The 13001-nt window shown below is 73.5% G+C and carries 12 protein-coding genes; 3 read left to right on the forward strand and 9 right to left on the reverse strand.

The genetic code is table 11. The features are described from left to right. Positions 1-6: 6 nt before the first annotated feature. Both ACFQRI_RS19470 and ACFQRI_RS19475 read right to left on the reverse strand, forming a co-directional pair. Positions 7-1368, reverse strand: coding sequence for an FAD-dependent oxidoreductase (locus ACFQRI_RS19470; RefSeq protein ID WP_380670624.1), 1362 nt, complete (start codon positions 1366-1368; stop codon positions 7-9). After that, positions 1365-1682 carry a (2Fe-2S)-binding protein gene (locus ACFQRI_RS19475; protein ID WP_380670626.1) on the reverse strand — a complete coding sequence of 106 codons (318 nt, stop codon included), beginning with the start codon at positions 1680-1682 and terminating at the stop codon, positions 1365-1367. The genes ACFQRI_RS19470 and ACFQRI_RS19475 overlap by 4 nt, the downstream gene beginning before the upstream one ends. Before the next feature lie 729 nt (positions 1683-2411). Here ACFQRI_RS19475 and idi point away from each other — a divergent pair. Beyond that, on the forward strand, positions 2412-2987 hold the full coding sequence (gene idi, locus ACFQRI_RS19480; RefSeq protein WP_380670628.1) for an isopentenyl-diphosphate Delta-isomerase: 576 nt from the start codon (positions 2412-2414) through the stop codon (positions 2985-2987). 60 nt (positions 2988-3047) lie between these two features. Here idi and ACFQRI_RS19485 read toward each other — a convergent pair whose 3' ends face one another. The 7 genes from ACFQRI_RS19485 to ACFQRI_RS19515 all read right to left on the reverse strand — a co-directional run bounded on the left by ACFQRI_RS19485 (position 3048) and on the right by ACFQRI_RS19515 (position 10528). Next, on the reverse strand, positions 3048-4307 hold the full coding sequence (locus tag ACFQRI_RS19485) for a GNAT family N-acetyltransferase (RefSeq protein ID WP_380670630.1): 1260 nt from the start codon (positions 4305-4307) through the stop codon (positions 3048-3050). An 85-nt stretch (positions 4308-4392) separates the two neighbouring features. Continuing rightward, positions 4393-5031 carry a class II aldolase/adducin family protein gene (locus ACFQRI_RS19490; RefSeq protein ID WP_380670713.1) on the reverse strand — a complete coding sequence of 213 codons (639 nt, stop codon included), beginning with the start codon at positions 5029-5031 and terminating at the stop codon, positions 4393-4395. A gap of 79 nt (positions 5032-5110) precedes the next feature. Next, a complete protein-coding gene (locus tag ACFQRI_RS19495; protein WP_380670632.1) occupies positions 5111-5578 on the reverse strand; it encodes a ribose-5-phosphate isomerase in 468 nt (155 codons plus the stop codon). Continuing rightward, the gene (locus ACFQRI_RS19500) at positions 5575-7296 is read right to left on the reverse strand and encodes a dihydroxyacetone kinase family protein (protein WP_380670634.1); all 1722 of its coding nucleotides are present in this window, start codon (positions 7294-7296) and stop codon (positions 5575-5577) included. The genes ACFQRI_RS19495 and ACFQRI_RS19500 overlap by 4 nt, the downstream gene beginning before the upstream one ends. Beyond that, positions 7293-8759, reverse strand: coding sequence for an FGGY family carbohydrate kinase (locus ACFQRI_RS19505; RefSeq protein ID WP_380670636.1), 1467 nt, complete (start codon positions 8757-8759; stop codon positions 7293-7295). The genes ACFQRI_RS19500 and ACFQRI_RS19505 overlap by 4 nt, the downstream gene beginning before the upstream one ends. Continuing rightward, positions 8756-9814 carry a 2-hydroxyacid dehydrogenase gene (locus ACFQRI_RS19510; RefSeq protein ID WP_380670638.1) on the reverse strand — a complete coding sequence of 353 codons (1059 nt, stop codon included), beginning with the start codon at positions 9812-9814 and terminating at the stop codon, positions 8756-8758. The genes ACFQRI_RS19505 and ACFQRI_RS19510 overlap by 4 nt, the downstream gene beginning before the upstream one ends. 27 nt (positions 9815-9841) lie before the next feature. Then, a complete protein-coding gene (locus ACFQRI_RS19515; RefSeq protein WP_380670640.1) occupies positions 9842-10528 on the reverse strand; it encodes an HAD family hydrolase in 687 nt (228 codons plus the stop codon). A gap of 122 nt (positions 10529-10650) precedes the next feature. Between ACFQRI_RS19515 and ACFQRI_RS19520 the strand changes: the two genes are divergently transcribed. Together ACFQRI_RS19520 and ACFQRI_RS19525 are read left to right on the forward strand one after the other, a co-directional pair. Then, on the forward strand, positions 10651-11439 hold the full coding sequence (locus ACFQRI_RS19520) for a DeoR/GlpR family DNA-binding transcription regulator (protein ID WP_380670642.1): 789 nt from the start codon (positions 10651-10653) through the stop codon (positions 11437-11439). A gap of 146 nt (positions 11440-11585) precedes the next feature. Beyond that, positions 11586-12941, forward strand: coding sequence for an MFS transporter (locus ACFQRI_RS19525; protein ID WP_380670644.1), 1356 nt, complete (start codon positions 11586-11588; stop codon positions 12939-12941). Positions 12942-13001: the final 60 nt, after the last annotated feature.

Genomic DNA, 13001 nt, shown 5'->3' on the forward strand with positions numbered 1-13001 from the left:
CCTGCTTCAGCGGCCGTCCTGCGCGGCGAACCCGCAGGCCGCGGGCTCGGCCGGTGGTTCGGCCAGGGGCCCGCCGAGCAGGTTCCCGGCGAGCTCTCCGACGTTGCGCCCGCAGATCCTGCCCTGGCAGGCGCCCAGACCCGCACCGCAGCGCAGCCGCAGCGACGCGAGGTCGCGGGCCGCGTGCTCGACCACCGCTTCGCCCAATTCGCGGTAGGTGACGTCCGCGCAGCGGCAGACGAGGGTCTCACCGGTGAGCCACTGCGGCCAGTCCCGCCCGATCGGGTGCGCCGCGGCCATCGCGCTACCGAACCGACGTCCACAGCGGACCTTCAAACCCGCTCGCTTGGCCTGCTTTTCGAGATCCGCCCAGGTCGTGGCGCGGGCCTGCACAGCGGCGGCCATGCCGGCGAGAGCTCCCTCGGCCGCCGCCGGCTCGGCCCCGGCGATGCCGGTGAGCTCACCGGCGGCGTAGATCCGCGGCACCGAGGTTCGCTGGGCGGCATCGACGTGCACGAACCCGTCCACGAGCCGGCAGCCGGCCGCGCGGGCCAGTTCGGCGCGGGGTTCGAAACCGTGCCCGACGCACACCGCGTCGACCGCGACCGACTCGCGGCTGCCCGGGATGGGGCGCCACCGCGCGTCCAACCGGGCCACGACGGCCTCGCGCACCCGGCCCCGGCCGCGCGCCGCGACCACCGCGGTGCGACGCCGGTAGGGCGCGTTGCCCGCGATCCGGCGGGCGTAGCCGGCCAGCTCGACCAGCGCGCCCCAGGCCAGCACCGACGGCCTGCGCAACCAGGCCCCGGGCTCTCCCGCCTCCAGCACGCCCAGCACCTCCGCGCCCACGTCGAGCAGCGCCTCGGCCGCCGGCAGCAGGCTCGGGCCGGTCCCGCTGACCAGCACCCTCCCGCCGACCGCGACGCGCTGGCCGGAGGCCATCGCCTCGGCCGCCCCGGTGGTGCACACGCCCGGCAGGTCCCAGCCGGGGAAGGGCAGCACCCGCTCGGCGGCGCCGGTGGCCAGCACCACGGCCTCCGCGCGCACCGACTCGTCGACGCGCCCGGGCGAGTCGGCCGGACCTGCCCGCAGGTGCACCGCGCGGCCGTCGACGGCCCGCACCTCGGCGCCGGCCAGGTGGCGGATGCGCGGGTGCGCGCGGACCTCCTCGGCGAGCGCGACGACCTGGGCCTTCCTGCGCTGGACGCGCTGCGGCCGAACCGCGTCGAACTCGGCGGGCAGCGGCTGGTGCAGCTGCCCGCCGAGATCGGAACCCGCGTCGGCCAGGACGACCTCGGCGCCGCAGCGCGCGGCGTTCATCGCGGCGCTCATGCCGGCCGGTCCCCCGCCGATCACCACGACGGTCACGCGACCTCGCCCTCGTCGCCCTGCGCGCGGATCACGTCGCCCGGTCGCGCCTCCCGCCGGCAGGCGCGCACGTCGGCGACGCCGTTGACGGTCAGCAAGCAGTCGAAGCACTCACCGGTGCCGCAGAACAGCCCGCGCGGGCGGCCGGACCGGCTGATCCGCCAGGAGGTGCGACCGAAGGCCATGAGCACCGCGGCGACCGTCTGCCCGCCGCGCGCCTCGATGCGCCGACCGTCGACCTCGACGGTGAAGCGGCTGCGGTAGCGGGGCTCGGCCGGGTCGAGGTGCTCGGGCAGCCGGAAGGGACCCGTCATGCGAGCACCTCGCGCGACGACCGATGCATGCCCACCACCACAGCTCTTCGCTCCCCCGAGGACCAGATCCGACTCGCCCGGGCGGGACTCCGGGCGCCCGTCGGCATTCAACGACTCCGCGCGCGATCGCGCATCAATCCAACGGCGGATCCGGCGGAGGACGCTCGCACCAGCCGGGTCGTGCCAGCCCCCGCCTTTAGGCGGAGGAGGGCGGCGAAGGCGGAAAGCCGGCCCCGGCGGCTGCGGCCGCCTGCGCTGCGGCGCCTGCCGGGGCGCGGCCCCTTCCCCTCCGGTGGCCCGGTTCGACGCTCGCCCCGTTCACCGAACGCGGGGCGCTGCGGGCGCGCGGCCTGGTGCCGGCGGTCAACGCCGGTATCGATCGGTGCACCACGCCGCGCTTCCCCTCCGCCGAACTCGAGCTCGCCGACCAAGGTAGCCAGCTCGGCCGGTGCTTCAGCACCGTTGACGAGAACTCGCCCGACGCGCCGCGTTCACCCCACCGGCGAAGCCACCGCGAGCGCTCCCGGACCCGGCGGGGACTACGATGCGTGGTCGGCAACTCGTTCGCGTTCTCCGGGTCGGCACGGCTTGGACCTGCGATGAGGGTGAGGCATAGTGAATTTCCGACCCCGCCCGTGATCAAGATCGTATGGCCGGGCGTGCACGCAGTGCCGTAACGTCCGCAGCCGCTCGAAGATCATTTCTTCCACCACCAGGGAGGTACCGCACGTGGAACAGGTGGTCCTGCTCGACGAGACCGGCGAGGCGATCGGCGTCGAGGACAAGGCGACCGTGCACCACCGGCAGACCCCGCTGCACCTGGCCTTCTCCTGCTACGTGTTCAACGATCGCGGCGAGTTCCTGCTCACCCAGCGGGCGCACCACAAGCGGACCTTCCCGAGCGTGTGGACCAACACCTGCTGCGGGCACCCTGCCCCCGAGGAGGAGATGAAGGCGGCGATCACCCGCAGGCTCGGCGAGGAGCTCGGGCTTCGGGTGCGCGGCCTGGAACTGGTGCTGCCCGGCTTCCGCTACCGCGCCGAGATGGACGACGTGGTGGAGAACGAGATGTGCCCGGTGTTCGTGGCGTTCACCTCCGACTCCCCCAGCCCCAACCCGGACGAGGTCGCCGAGACCCGCTGGGTGGCCTGGCCCGAGTTCTCCGCCGGGGTGCTCTCCGGCGACGTCGAGGTCTCGCCCTGGTGCCGGCTGCAGGTCGCCGAGCTCGCCGAACTCGGCGAGGACCCGTCGTGGTGGCCGACCGGGGCACCCGTGCAGTTGCCGCCCGCCGCGCAGGTGGCGTGAGACGTCCGCAGTTCGGCCCGCGACCGCACCTCCTCGGGGGCGCGGTCGTGGGCCGAACTGCTAGGTGAGCGCTCGCGTCCAGCTCCACTCGCCGGGCTCCGGCGCGCCCACGAGCTTGAGCCCAGCGCCGCGCAGCGTGCGCGCGATGGCGGTGTTGTCCACGTGGGTGTGCGCGGTGAGCTCGCTGAGGCCCAACCCGGTGGCCTGCTCGGCGAGCTGCTCGGCCAGCAGCGCGCCCACTCCCCGGCGCTGCCAGTCGTCGCGCACCAGCAGCGCCAGCTCCCCGGCGTCGCCGTCGTACATCAAGTTGCCCATGCCCACCACCGAGCCGTCCGGTCCGAGCGCGATCAGGCAGCGCCCCAGCGCTGGGGTCAGCAGGCGGCGCAACCCGCCGTCGGCCGAACCGGGCCCCGGGCTGAAGTAGCGCCCGCTGCGGGCGGCCGTCGAGCAGCGCTGGTGGAACTCCTCGACCAGCTCGATGTCGGCGCGGTCGGCGGGGCGCACGGTCAGCGGCACGCCCCGCGAGGTCGCGACGTCCCGGGTCACCGGGCGCAGCCGCGCGCGGCAGCTGGCCGCCAGGTCCGACATCGCGCGCGCCCTGGCGAACTCGGCCGGGGTGAACGCGCCACCGGAGCGGTGCAGCACCAGCACCCCGCCGCCGGGATCTGTCAGGCACATCGCGTCCCCGGCGAGCTCGCCGACCTGCGGCGAGTCGGCCTCCTCCTGCCAGCGCACCTCGACCGCGCCGAGCAGCGAGCGCAGGGCGCGCACCAGGTCGGTGCGCCCGCCGACCAGATCGCTGGCCAGGGTGGCGGTCCGGGTGGGCACGTCGTCGAGCTCCCGGACGTCGGCGCGCACCGCGGTCACCTCGTCGGCCCCGGCGGCCTCCACCGCCGCGACCAGGTCGCGCTGCTCGACCCGCGCGGGCACGTGCAGCAGCACCTCGTCCACGGCGCCCTCGGCGACCGGGTGGACCTGCATGGTCCGGATGTCGCCGCCGAGCGCGGCCAGCGCACCGGACAGCCGGGCGAGGCGTCCGGGGGTGTCGGTGACCGAGGCGCGCAGCCGCCAGAGGTGCTGGACCGCCGGCGCCTCGCGTTCGGTCGGCTGCTCGGGCGCCGGAGCGCGGGAGCGGCGGCGCCCGGTCAGCCGCACCGCGCCGATGACCAGCAGCGCCGCGCCCGCGCACAGCAGCACCGCGGTGGCCGCGTCGTGGCCGCCGGTCGCGACCGCGTGGGCCGCCCCGGCGGCCAGGACCAGCACGGCCAGTTCGAGGATCTCGCGGTCCCAGGGGCCTCGGCGCTGCGTTCCGGAAGTCATGCCCACATGGTCGCGGGCGCGGATTGCAGCGGTTCGCACCGCGATGACATCCCGGTAAAACCGGGAGCCGCGCGTTCCCGGTGGATCAGCCGGGTTGTTGGCCGTAGGCGCGGAACATCGGGGCGCAGCGTTCGAGCTCCCCGTCCGGCAGCAGGCGCGGGTCGCCGACGCGGGCGGCGGTGAGCCACAGCTGGCAGATCCACTCCAGCTGAGCCGCGCGGGCGTAGGCCTTGGGCAGCGCGTCGGCGATGGTGATCGTGCCGTGGTTGCGCAGGATGCCGCCGGTGCGGTCGCGCAGCGCGGTCGAGACCGATTCGGCCAGCGCTTCGGTGCCGAAGGTGGCGTACTCGGCCACGCGCACCGGCCCACCGAAGTCCGCCAGCTGGTAGTGCACCGCGGGCACCTCGTCGCGCAGCAGGGAGAGCGCGGTGGCGTGCAGCGAGTGGGTGTGCACCACCGCTCCCGCCTCGTGAGCGCGGTAGGCGGCCAGGTGCATGGGCATCTCGGAGGTCGGCTTGAGCGCGCCGTCGACCACCGCGCCGTCGAGGTCGACCACCGGGACGTCCTCGGCGCGCATCCGGTCGTAGTCCACGCCGGAGGGGGTGACCGCGATCAGGTCTCCGCTGCGCACCGAGACGTTGCCGGAGGTTCCGACGACGAGCCCGTCGTCGATCATCCGCCGCGCGATGGCGATGACCTCGTCGCGCTCCTCGGCCAGTTGCAACGTGCTCACTCCTCGGGATCGGGCGGTTCGGCGCCGGACCGCGCCCCCGATCGGGCCGGTCCGACGCCGAACCGCCGGTTCAGCAGGCGGTTTCGTACTCGTCGATGGCGGCGACCTTGCCCGCGGAGGCGGAGGTCTCGTCGAAACGGTAGTCGAGCCACTCGCCCGCGAGCTTGCGGGCGAGCTCCAGGCCGATCACCCGCTGGCCGAAGCAGAGCACCTGCGCGTTGTTGCTCAGCACCGAGCGCTCCACCGAGTAGCTGTCGTGCGCGGTGACCGCGCGGATGCCGGGCACCTTGTTGGCGCTGATGGCCACGCCCAGCCCGGTGCCGCACACCAGCAGCGCGCGGTCGGCCTCGCCCTCGGCGACCATCCGAGCCGCGTGCACCGCCACGTGCGGGTAGGCGGTGTGCTCGTCGGCGCCCACGCCGACGTCGACCACGCTCGCCACGCGCGGGTCGGCTTCCAGGTCCCGCTTGAGCGCGTCCTTGTAGTCCAGTCCGGCATCGTCGGAGCCGACCACGATGCGCCACGCCTGTTCGCTCACGCCGCTTCCTCTCGCTCTCCGAGGAGTTCGCCGATCCGGGTCAGCGCGAGCGCCAACGACGTCGCACCCGGATCGGGAGTTCCCACGCTCCGTTCCGCCAGCGGCCGGGCCCGCCCGGTGCGGGGCCGCAGATCGGCGGTGTCCGCGGCGGCCTTGGTGGCCACCTGCGCCGCGCGCCGCCACGCCTCGGCGCCGCCGTCGCCGACGGCGGCGCGCAGTTCGGCGGTGAACGGCTGCAACGCGTCCACGAGGGTCTTGTCGCCGGGTTCGGCGCGTCCGAGCCGCCGCACCGCGGCGAGCGCGGCCTCCGCCCCGGCGACGAGGTCCGCGCCGACCGCTGGCCGGTCGTCGGGCAGCAGGTCGCCGAAGGACCGCAGCGCCGCTCCCCACAGCACCCCGGAGGTGCCACCGGCCTTGGCGGCCCACGCGTCGCCCGCGGCGACCAGCACCGCGGCCGGGCCGACGCCCTGCGCGGCGATGTCCCGCGCCGCCTCGGCGGCCGCGCCGCTGCCCCGGGTCATGCCGCGACCGTGGTCGCCGTCGCCGGCCACCGAGTCCATCCGGCCGAGCTCGTCCTCCTGCTCGCGCATGAGCTCGGCCATCGCGTCCAGCGCGCGCACGACCTCGGCCGCGGTCCGCTGCCCCTCGGCCGGGGCGATGACGACCGGTTCCCGCTCGATCTCGGGGAGCTCGTCGTCGTCCTCGGCGGTTCCGCTCGACGGTGCGTCGCCCTTGCGGTAGGCGGGGGTGTCGGCGGGGGCCTGCCAGAGGCGTTCGAGCTCGTCGTCGAGCCAGGTCAGGGTCAGCGAGCAGCCGGCCATGTCCAGGCTGGTGACCAGTTCGCCCACCTCGGGGGCCACGACCTCCAGGCCGGCTTCGGCCAGCAGCCGCGAGACGGTGCCCCAGACGACGAACAGCTCCTCGTACTTGGTCGCGCCGAGGCCGTTGAGGATCGCGGTGACCCGCCGCCCGCCGTCGGCGGGCGCCTCGGCGAGCAGCCCGTCGACCAGGATCTTCGCGAGCTCCGAGGCCGAGGGCATCTCCCGCTCGGAGACGCCGGGCTCGCCGTGGATGCCCAACCCGAGGCCCATGCGCCCCTCGGGCACCTCGAACAGCGGGTGGTCCTGGCCGGGCAGGGTGCAGCCGTCGAAGGCCACTCCGAGGCTGCGGGTGCGCTCGTTGGTGCGCTCGGCCACGCGCACGACCCCGTCGAAGTCGTACCCCTCCTCGGCCGCCGCGGAGGCGACCTTGAACACCGGGAAGTCGCCGACCACGCCGCGCCGCCTGCCCGCCTCCTCGCTCGGGGCGCTGGCCACGTCGTCGGTGACCACGGCGTTGTGGGCGCGGATGCCCTCGCGCTGCAACCGTTCCACGGCGAGCCCGAAGTTCATGTTGTCGCCGGCGTAGTTGCCGAAGGAGAACACCACGCCGGCGCCCCGATCGGCCGCCCGCGCCACCGAGTAGGCGTCCTCGGCCGAGGGCGAGGTGAAGATGTTGCCGATCACCGCTCCGTCGGCGAAGCCGGGACCGACCACGCCGCAGAACGCCGGGTAGTGCCCGGAGCCGCCGCCGGTGACCACCGCGACCTTGCCCTTGCGGGCGCGCTTGGCGCGAACCACGCCACCGGGAACCCGGCGCACGTGCTCGGGGTGCGCGGCCACGAAACCGGTGACCATGTCCTCGGTGAACGCGGCCGGATCGTCGTAGAGGCGCGTCATGCGGAATCTCCTCCCCAGTGCGGGCGAGCGCGGTCGATGGAAGCCAGGTACTCGCGGTACCCGCGGTCGTAGAAGGCCGCGGCGTCGGGATCGGGCTCGACGGTTCGGCGCTCGGCGGCCCACCGATCGCGGTCGACGGGGTCGCCCAGGGAGTCCCAGGCGGTCATCGCCGCGCCGCGGGCGCCCACGCCCTCCTCGTGCGGCACGTGCAGCGGCCTGCCGAGCACGTCGGCGAAGATCTGGCTCCACCGGGCCGAGCGGGCCCCGCCACCGCAGGCGGCGACCTGGCCGGTCAGCCCGGCGGACTCCAGGTTGTGCCGGGCCGCGTAGGCCACGGCCTCGCACATCGCGCGCACCATGTCCGCGCGGGTGGTCTCCAGCGACAGCCCGGTGAACTGACCCCGCGCCCTGGCGTCGACGAACGGGGCGCGCTCGCCGGAGCTGGACAGGAACGACAGCGCCGAGACCCCGCCCGCGCCCGGTTCGCTCCGCGCGAGCAGGGTTTCCAGGTCGGCGACGTCGTGGCCGACGGTGCCGAGCACCCAGTCGAGGTTGGCGGTGCCCACCATGGCCGGCATCACCCGCAGGTAGCGCTCGGGAACCGGGGTCGCCAGCCACATGCCCGCGGGCTCCCCGGCGGGATCGATGTCGACGGTGTCGCGCAGCACCTGGCAGCCCAGCGTGGTGCCGATGACCAGGCTGCCGTCGCCGACCGCGCCGACCCCGGAGCCGAAGGCGCAGGCGGGCAGGTCGAACGGGCCCGCCGAGACCGGAAGTCCCGAGGGCAGGCCGAGTTCGGCGGCGGCCTTGCCGCTGAGCGCGAAGAGCTTGCCGGGCGGGGCGGGTTCGGCCAGCAGATCGCGGTGCTCGGCGATCCCGCAGATCTCCAGGGCCTCGGTCGAGTAGGTGCGGCTGGGCACGTCGAGGAACGGCAGCGAGGCGTCGGAGGCGTCCACGGTGATCTCGCCGGTGAAGCGCTGCACGATGGCGTCCACGCAGTACCCGGCCACCGCCGCGCGTCGCAGCCGCTGCGGTTCGTGCTCGGCGAGGTGGGCCAGCAGCGGCCCGGCCGAACCGGGGAACATCCCGGAACCGGTGCGCGCGTAGACCTGCTGCTGCACGCCCGAGTCCGCCCACCCGGCGAGCACCTCGGAGGAGCGGGCGTCGAGCCAGGAGATGGCGTGGCCGACCGACTCGCCCGCCTCGTCGCGCAGCCACAACCCGTCGCCCTGCCCGGTCAGGGCCAGCGCTTCGACGCTCTGGCCCGCCTGCTCGGCGGCGGTCACGACCTGCCGCACCACGTGCACCACCGAGTCCACGACCTCGTCGAGGTCCTGCTCGACGCGTCCCGGGCCGGGCCGGTGCAGCTCGGAGCGCCTGCTGCGGGTCACCAGCGCCGAACCGTCGCGGCCCAGCAGGGAGGCCTTGGTGACCGAGGTTCCGACGTCGACTCCGATGATCATGGCCGCAGGTCCTCGAACTTCGACAGCACGTCCGGGTTGGCCACGAAGCGCGGCTGCTGGCCGCCGAGGAACCGGGCCACCTCGCCCGCGACGATCTCGGCCGCGCGGTGGGCGGTCTGCCGGGTCGCGCCGGCCAGGTGCGGGGTGGTGATCACGTTGGGCGCGTCGAAGAGCGGCCAGTCGCGCGGCGGCGGTTCGATGTCGTAGACGTCGACGGCCAGGGCACCGAGGTGACCGGACTCGAGCAGCCCGGGAAGCGGATCGTAGTCCAGCAGGCCGCCGCGGGCCGAGTTGACCAGCACGGCGCCCTCGGGCAGCAGCTTGAGGTTGTCGGCGTTGAGCAGGTGCTCGGTCTCCGGGGTGAGCCGGGCGTGCAGGCTGACCACCGAGCTGCGGCGCAGCAGCTCGTCGAGCTCGACGAGCTCCACGCCATCGGCGCTGGCCTGGCCGGGGTCGGCGAACGGATCGGCGACCAGCACCCGGGAGCCGAAGGCGTGCAGCACGCGGGCGACGATGCGGCCGATGGCGCCGTAGCCGACGAGACCGACGGTGGAGCCCTCCAGCTCGATGCCCGCGTTGTCGTAGGCGTAGTAGTCGCCGCGCCAGTTTCCGCCCTTGAGCTCGGCGTCCGAGCCGGGGATGCGGCGCAGCGCGGCGAGGATCAGGCCGACGGCGAACTCGGCGGCCGCCGCGGCGTTGCGCCCCGGGGCGTAGCTGACGATGACGCCCTGCTCGGTGGCGGCCGCGAGGTCGACGTTGACCGGTCCGCCGCGGCAGACGCCCACGAACTTCAGGTTCGGCGCGCCGGCCAGCACCTCCGCGGTGAAGGGGGCCATCTGGGTGGCGACGATCTCGGCGTCGCCGAGGGCGTCGAGCAGCTGCTGCTCGGTGCCGCTGGCCTCCTTCACGTTGCCCACCGGGCCGAAGGGCTCGACCGGCCACGGCAGCTGCAGCTGGCTGAGCTGGAGGTCGTGGGCACCGGCGGCGCGGCGCAGCGCGTCGGCGAACACCTCGGGGTGCACGAAGTGATCGCCTGCGGCCAGAACGCTGGTCATGCGGACTCCTTTGTCACGTGGAGGTGTTCAGTTACCCAGGCAGCTGATCAGGTGCGCGCGCACGTCGTCGAGATCGGTGGCGACGTAGCCCGCCCCGGCCAGCGCGTCCTCCGCGGGCGGGTAGTCGCCGTTGGGGATGGCCACCACCGACATGCCCGCGGCCGCGGCGGCGCGCAGCCCGTTGCTGGAATCCTCCACCGCGAGGCAGCCGGCCGCCTCGGTTCCGAGCTTGCCCGCCGCGGCGAGGTACACGTCGGGGCTGGGCTTGCCCTTGGGGACCTCGGCGCTGGAGACGGTGGCCGTGAAGTGCTCGGTCAGGCCGTGCCGGTCGAGCACCGCGTCGATGAGCCTGCGCGGTGCGGAGGAGGCCAGCGCGATCGGCGCGCGGGCCGCGACGTCGGTGACCATCTTCTCGGCCCCGGCCAGCAGCTCGATCTCACCGCCGTCGAGGGCGGCGATCATGTCGTCGACGACCAGCCGCTCGGTGGTCTCGACGTCCTCGGAGGCCTTGCTGAACTCGGCGAGGAAGGCCGCCCACTCCGGCGCGCTCATCCCCTGGACCTGCCGGGTCTCGGTGCTGGTCCAGGTCGCGCCGCGGTCGGCGGCGAACCGCGCCCACATCCGCTCCCACAGGTGCTCGCTCTCGACCAGGACGCCGTCCATGTCGAAAACGACCGCGCGGTGCGCGCCGTCCGGCCCATCGGACTGGGTCATCTGTACCTCCCGCCAAACGCTGATGGAGCTAAATTAACAGCTATACCGTTAACTGTCACTGGTTCAGTGATAGATCGTGTGGCGTTCGGTGCGCAGCAGCGCCGGGAAGGCAAGATGTCCCCATGGCGTCCGCATCGAAGAAGCAGTCCCCCAGGCTCCTGCGCCAGCAGAAGATCATCGACCACGTGGTCGCGCAGGGCTTCGCCAGCGCCGCGGAGCTGTCCTCGCTGACCGGCGTCAGCCTGATGACGGTGCACCGCGACCTCGACGACCTGGTCACCCGCGGACTGCTGCGCAAGTACCACGGCGGGGTGTCGGCCCAGCCCTCCACGGTGTTCGAGTCCAGTTCGGACTTCCGGTTGCACACCCACACCGCGGAGAAGGAGGCGCTGGCCGGCGAGGCGCTGCGGTTCATCACGCCCGGCACGTCGGTGATGCTCGACGACTCCACCACCGCGCTCGCGCTGGCCAGGCTGCTGCCCGACGTCGGCCCGCTGACGGTGGTCAGCAACTACCGGCAGGTGCAGGAGGTGCTGCGCGACACCCCGGACATCCGGCTGATCGGGCTGGGCGGCGAGTACTCCCGCACCCACGACTCCTACATCGGGCTGCCGTGCCAGGAGATGGTCAGCGCGTTCTCGGTGGACATCGTGTTCCTGTCCACCTCGGCGATGAACGCCCGGCTGACCTACCACCAGGAGCAGGAGATCGTGCTGGTCAAGCGCGCGATGCTGGCAAGCGCCACGACCAAGGTGCTGATGATGGACGCCAGCAAGGTGGGGCGCTCGGCGCTGCACCAGTTCGCGCCGGTCAGCGCCTTCGACCACGCCCTGCTGGCCGGCGAGCTGGACGAGGCGCTGCTGGAGGAGATGCGCGAGCAGACCGACGTGCGCCACGTCGCCACGCCCTGAGCACGGGCCCCGGGGGTCACACCGCTCCCATTCGCACCGATCTGAATTAACGTCTTGCGTGTTAACTTCAACTAGGTGCATGATAGCGATCACTTCTTGGCTTGGGCGCGGACGCGCCGGGTACTTTCGATCGCTTGGAGACAGTGATGTCCCAATCCACCTCCGCGGACACCGGTTCCGCGGCCCCTGGCGGTTTCCTGGACCGCATCGGCATCCCCCGGAAGCTGTTCTGGGGCTTCGTCGCCGTGCTGATCTTCATGATCGGCGACGGCGTGGAGACCACCTTCCTGTCCGACTACCTGCAGCGCCCCGAGGGCGGTGCGCTGCCGGGCGCGGTCGCCTCGTTCGCCACCGTGACGCTCTACGGCGTCGCGGCCATGATCGCGGCCTGGTTCTCCGGGACGCTCTCGGCGATCTGGGGCCCGCGCCGGGTCATGTGGCTCGGCGGTGCCTGGTGGGTGGTGTTCGAGATCATCTTCCTGTTCATCGCGCTGCCGACGCAGAGCGCGGTGCTGATCGTGGGCGCCTACGGCCTGCGCGGCTTCGCCTACCCGCTGTTCGCGTTCTCCTTCCTGGCCTGGGCGCAGGTCGCCAGCCCCACGAAGATGCGCGGCTCGGTGGCGGGTTGGTTCTGGTTCGCCTTCACCGGCGGCCTGCCCACGCTGGGCGCGGCCTTCGCGGCGCTGTCCATGGGCGGTCTGGGCCTCAGCGACTACGGGACCCTGGTGCTGTCGCTGATCCTGGTCACCGTCGGTGTGCTGATCGGTTCCTTCGGGGTGCGCGAGGAGCACGGCCTGCAGCCGATCGCCGACGAGACGGTGAAGAACCCGCGCAGCCTCAAGCGCCTGTCCGAGGGCGTGGACATCCTGTGGCGCGACCGCCGGGTGCTGGCCGGCGGCCTGATCCGCATCGTCAACACCACGCCGCAGTACGGGTTCTTCGCGATGTTCCCGTTCACCTTCGGCCCGGCCGCGCCCGACGGCGGCTTCCTCACCGCCTCGCAGGTGGCGATGCTGGCTTCGATCACCTACGGCGCCAACATCGCGGCGAACCTGTTCTTCGGCGTGTTCGGCGACCGGTTCGGCTGGCGGCGCACGGTGACCTGGTTCGGCTGCGTGGGCTGCGCGATCGCGACCCCGCTGTGGTACTTCACCGCGATCGCCTCGCAGAACTTCGCGATCACCGCGTCCTTCGGCGTGATCTACGGGCTGCTGCTGGCCGGGTTCGTCCCGCTGTCGGCGCTGATGCCCTCGATGGTCGCGCCCAAGGACAAGGGCTCGTCGCTGGCGGTGCTCAACTTCGGTGCCGGTGGCGCGGCGTTCGTCGGACCGGTGGTGGTCACCGTGCTCTACCCGTTCGTGGGTGGCGGCGGCGTGGCGATCGCGTTCTGCGCGATGTACCTGCTGGTCGGGCTGCTGTCGCTGCGGATGAAGGACAGCAGCGACCCGGGCGAGGTCAAGCCCGGGCGGGCCGAGGCGGCCACCGCGGGCGCCACTGCGTGACAGCGGATGCGGTGGGTCCGGCGCGAGTCGCGCCGGACCCACCGCACGTCGCGCCCGGCC

Origin of the sequence: Saccharopolyspora griseoalba (assembly GCF_042665275.1) — a bacterium.
Taxonomy (GTDB): Bacteria; Actinomycetota; Actinomycetes; order Mycobacteriales; family Pseudonocardiaceae; genus Saccharopolyspora; species Saccharopolyspora griseoalba.

What these genes read in the sequence shown, in the direction of transcription:
- ACFQRI_RS19500 (WP_380670634.1), bottom strand. Translation starts at nt 7,296, where the DNA reads ATGACGCGCCTCTACGACGATCCGGCCGCGTTCACCGAGGACATGGTC.
- ACFQRI_RS19515 (WP_380670640.1), bottom strand. Translation starts at nt 10,528, where the DNA reads ATGACCCAGTCCGATGGGCCGGACGGCGCGCACCGCGCGGTCGTTTTC.
- ACFQRI_RS19505 (WP_380670636.1), bottom strand. Translation starts at nt 8,759, where the DNA reads ATGATCATCGGAGTCGACGTCGGAACCTCGGTCACCAAGGCCTCCCTG.
- ACFQRI_RS19510 (WP_380670638.1), bottom strand. Translation starts at nt 9,814, where the DNA reads ATGACCAGCGTTCTGGCCGCAGGCGATCACTTCGTGCACCCCGAGGTG.
- ACFQRI_RS19525 (WP_380670644.1), top strand. Translation starts at nt 11,586, where the DNA reads ATGTCCCAATCCACCTCCGCGGACACCGGTTCCGCGGCCCCTGGCGGT.
- ACFQRI_RS19520 (WP_380670642.1), top strand. Translation starts at nt 10,651, where the DNA reads ATGGCGTCCGCATCGAAGAAGCAGTCCCCCAGGCTCCTGCGCCAGCAG.
- ACFQRI_RS19485 (WP_380670630.1), bottom strand. Translation starts at nt 4,307, where the DNA reads ATGACTTCCGGAACGCAGCGCCGAGGCCCCTGGGACCGCGAGATCCTC.
- ACFQRI_RS19475 (WP_380670626.1), bottom strand. Translation starts at nt 1,682, where the DNA reads ATGACGGGTCCCTTCCGGCTGCCCGAGCACCTCGACCCGGCCGAGCCC.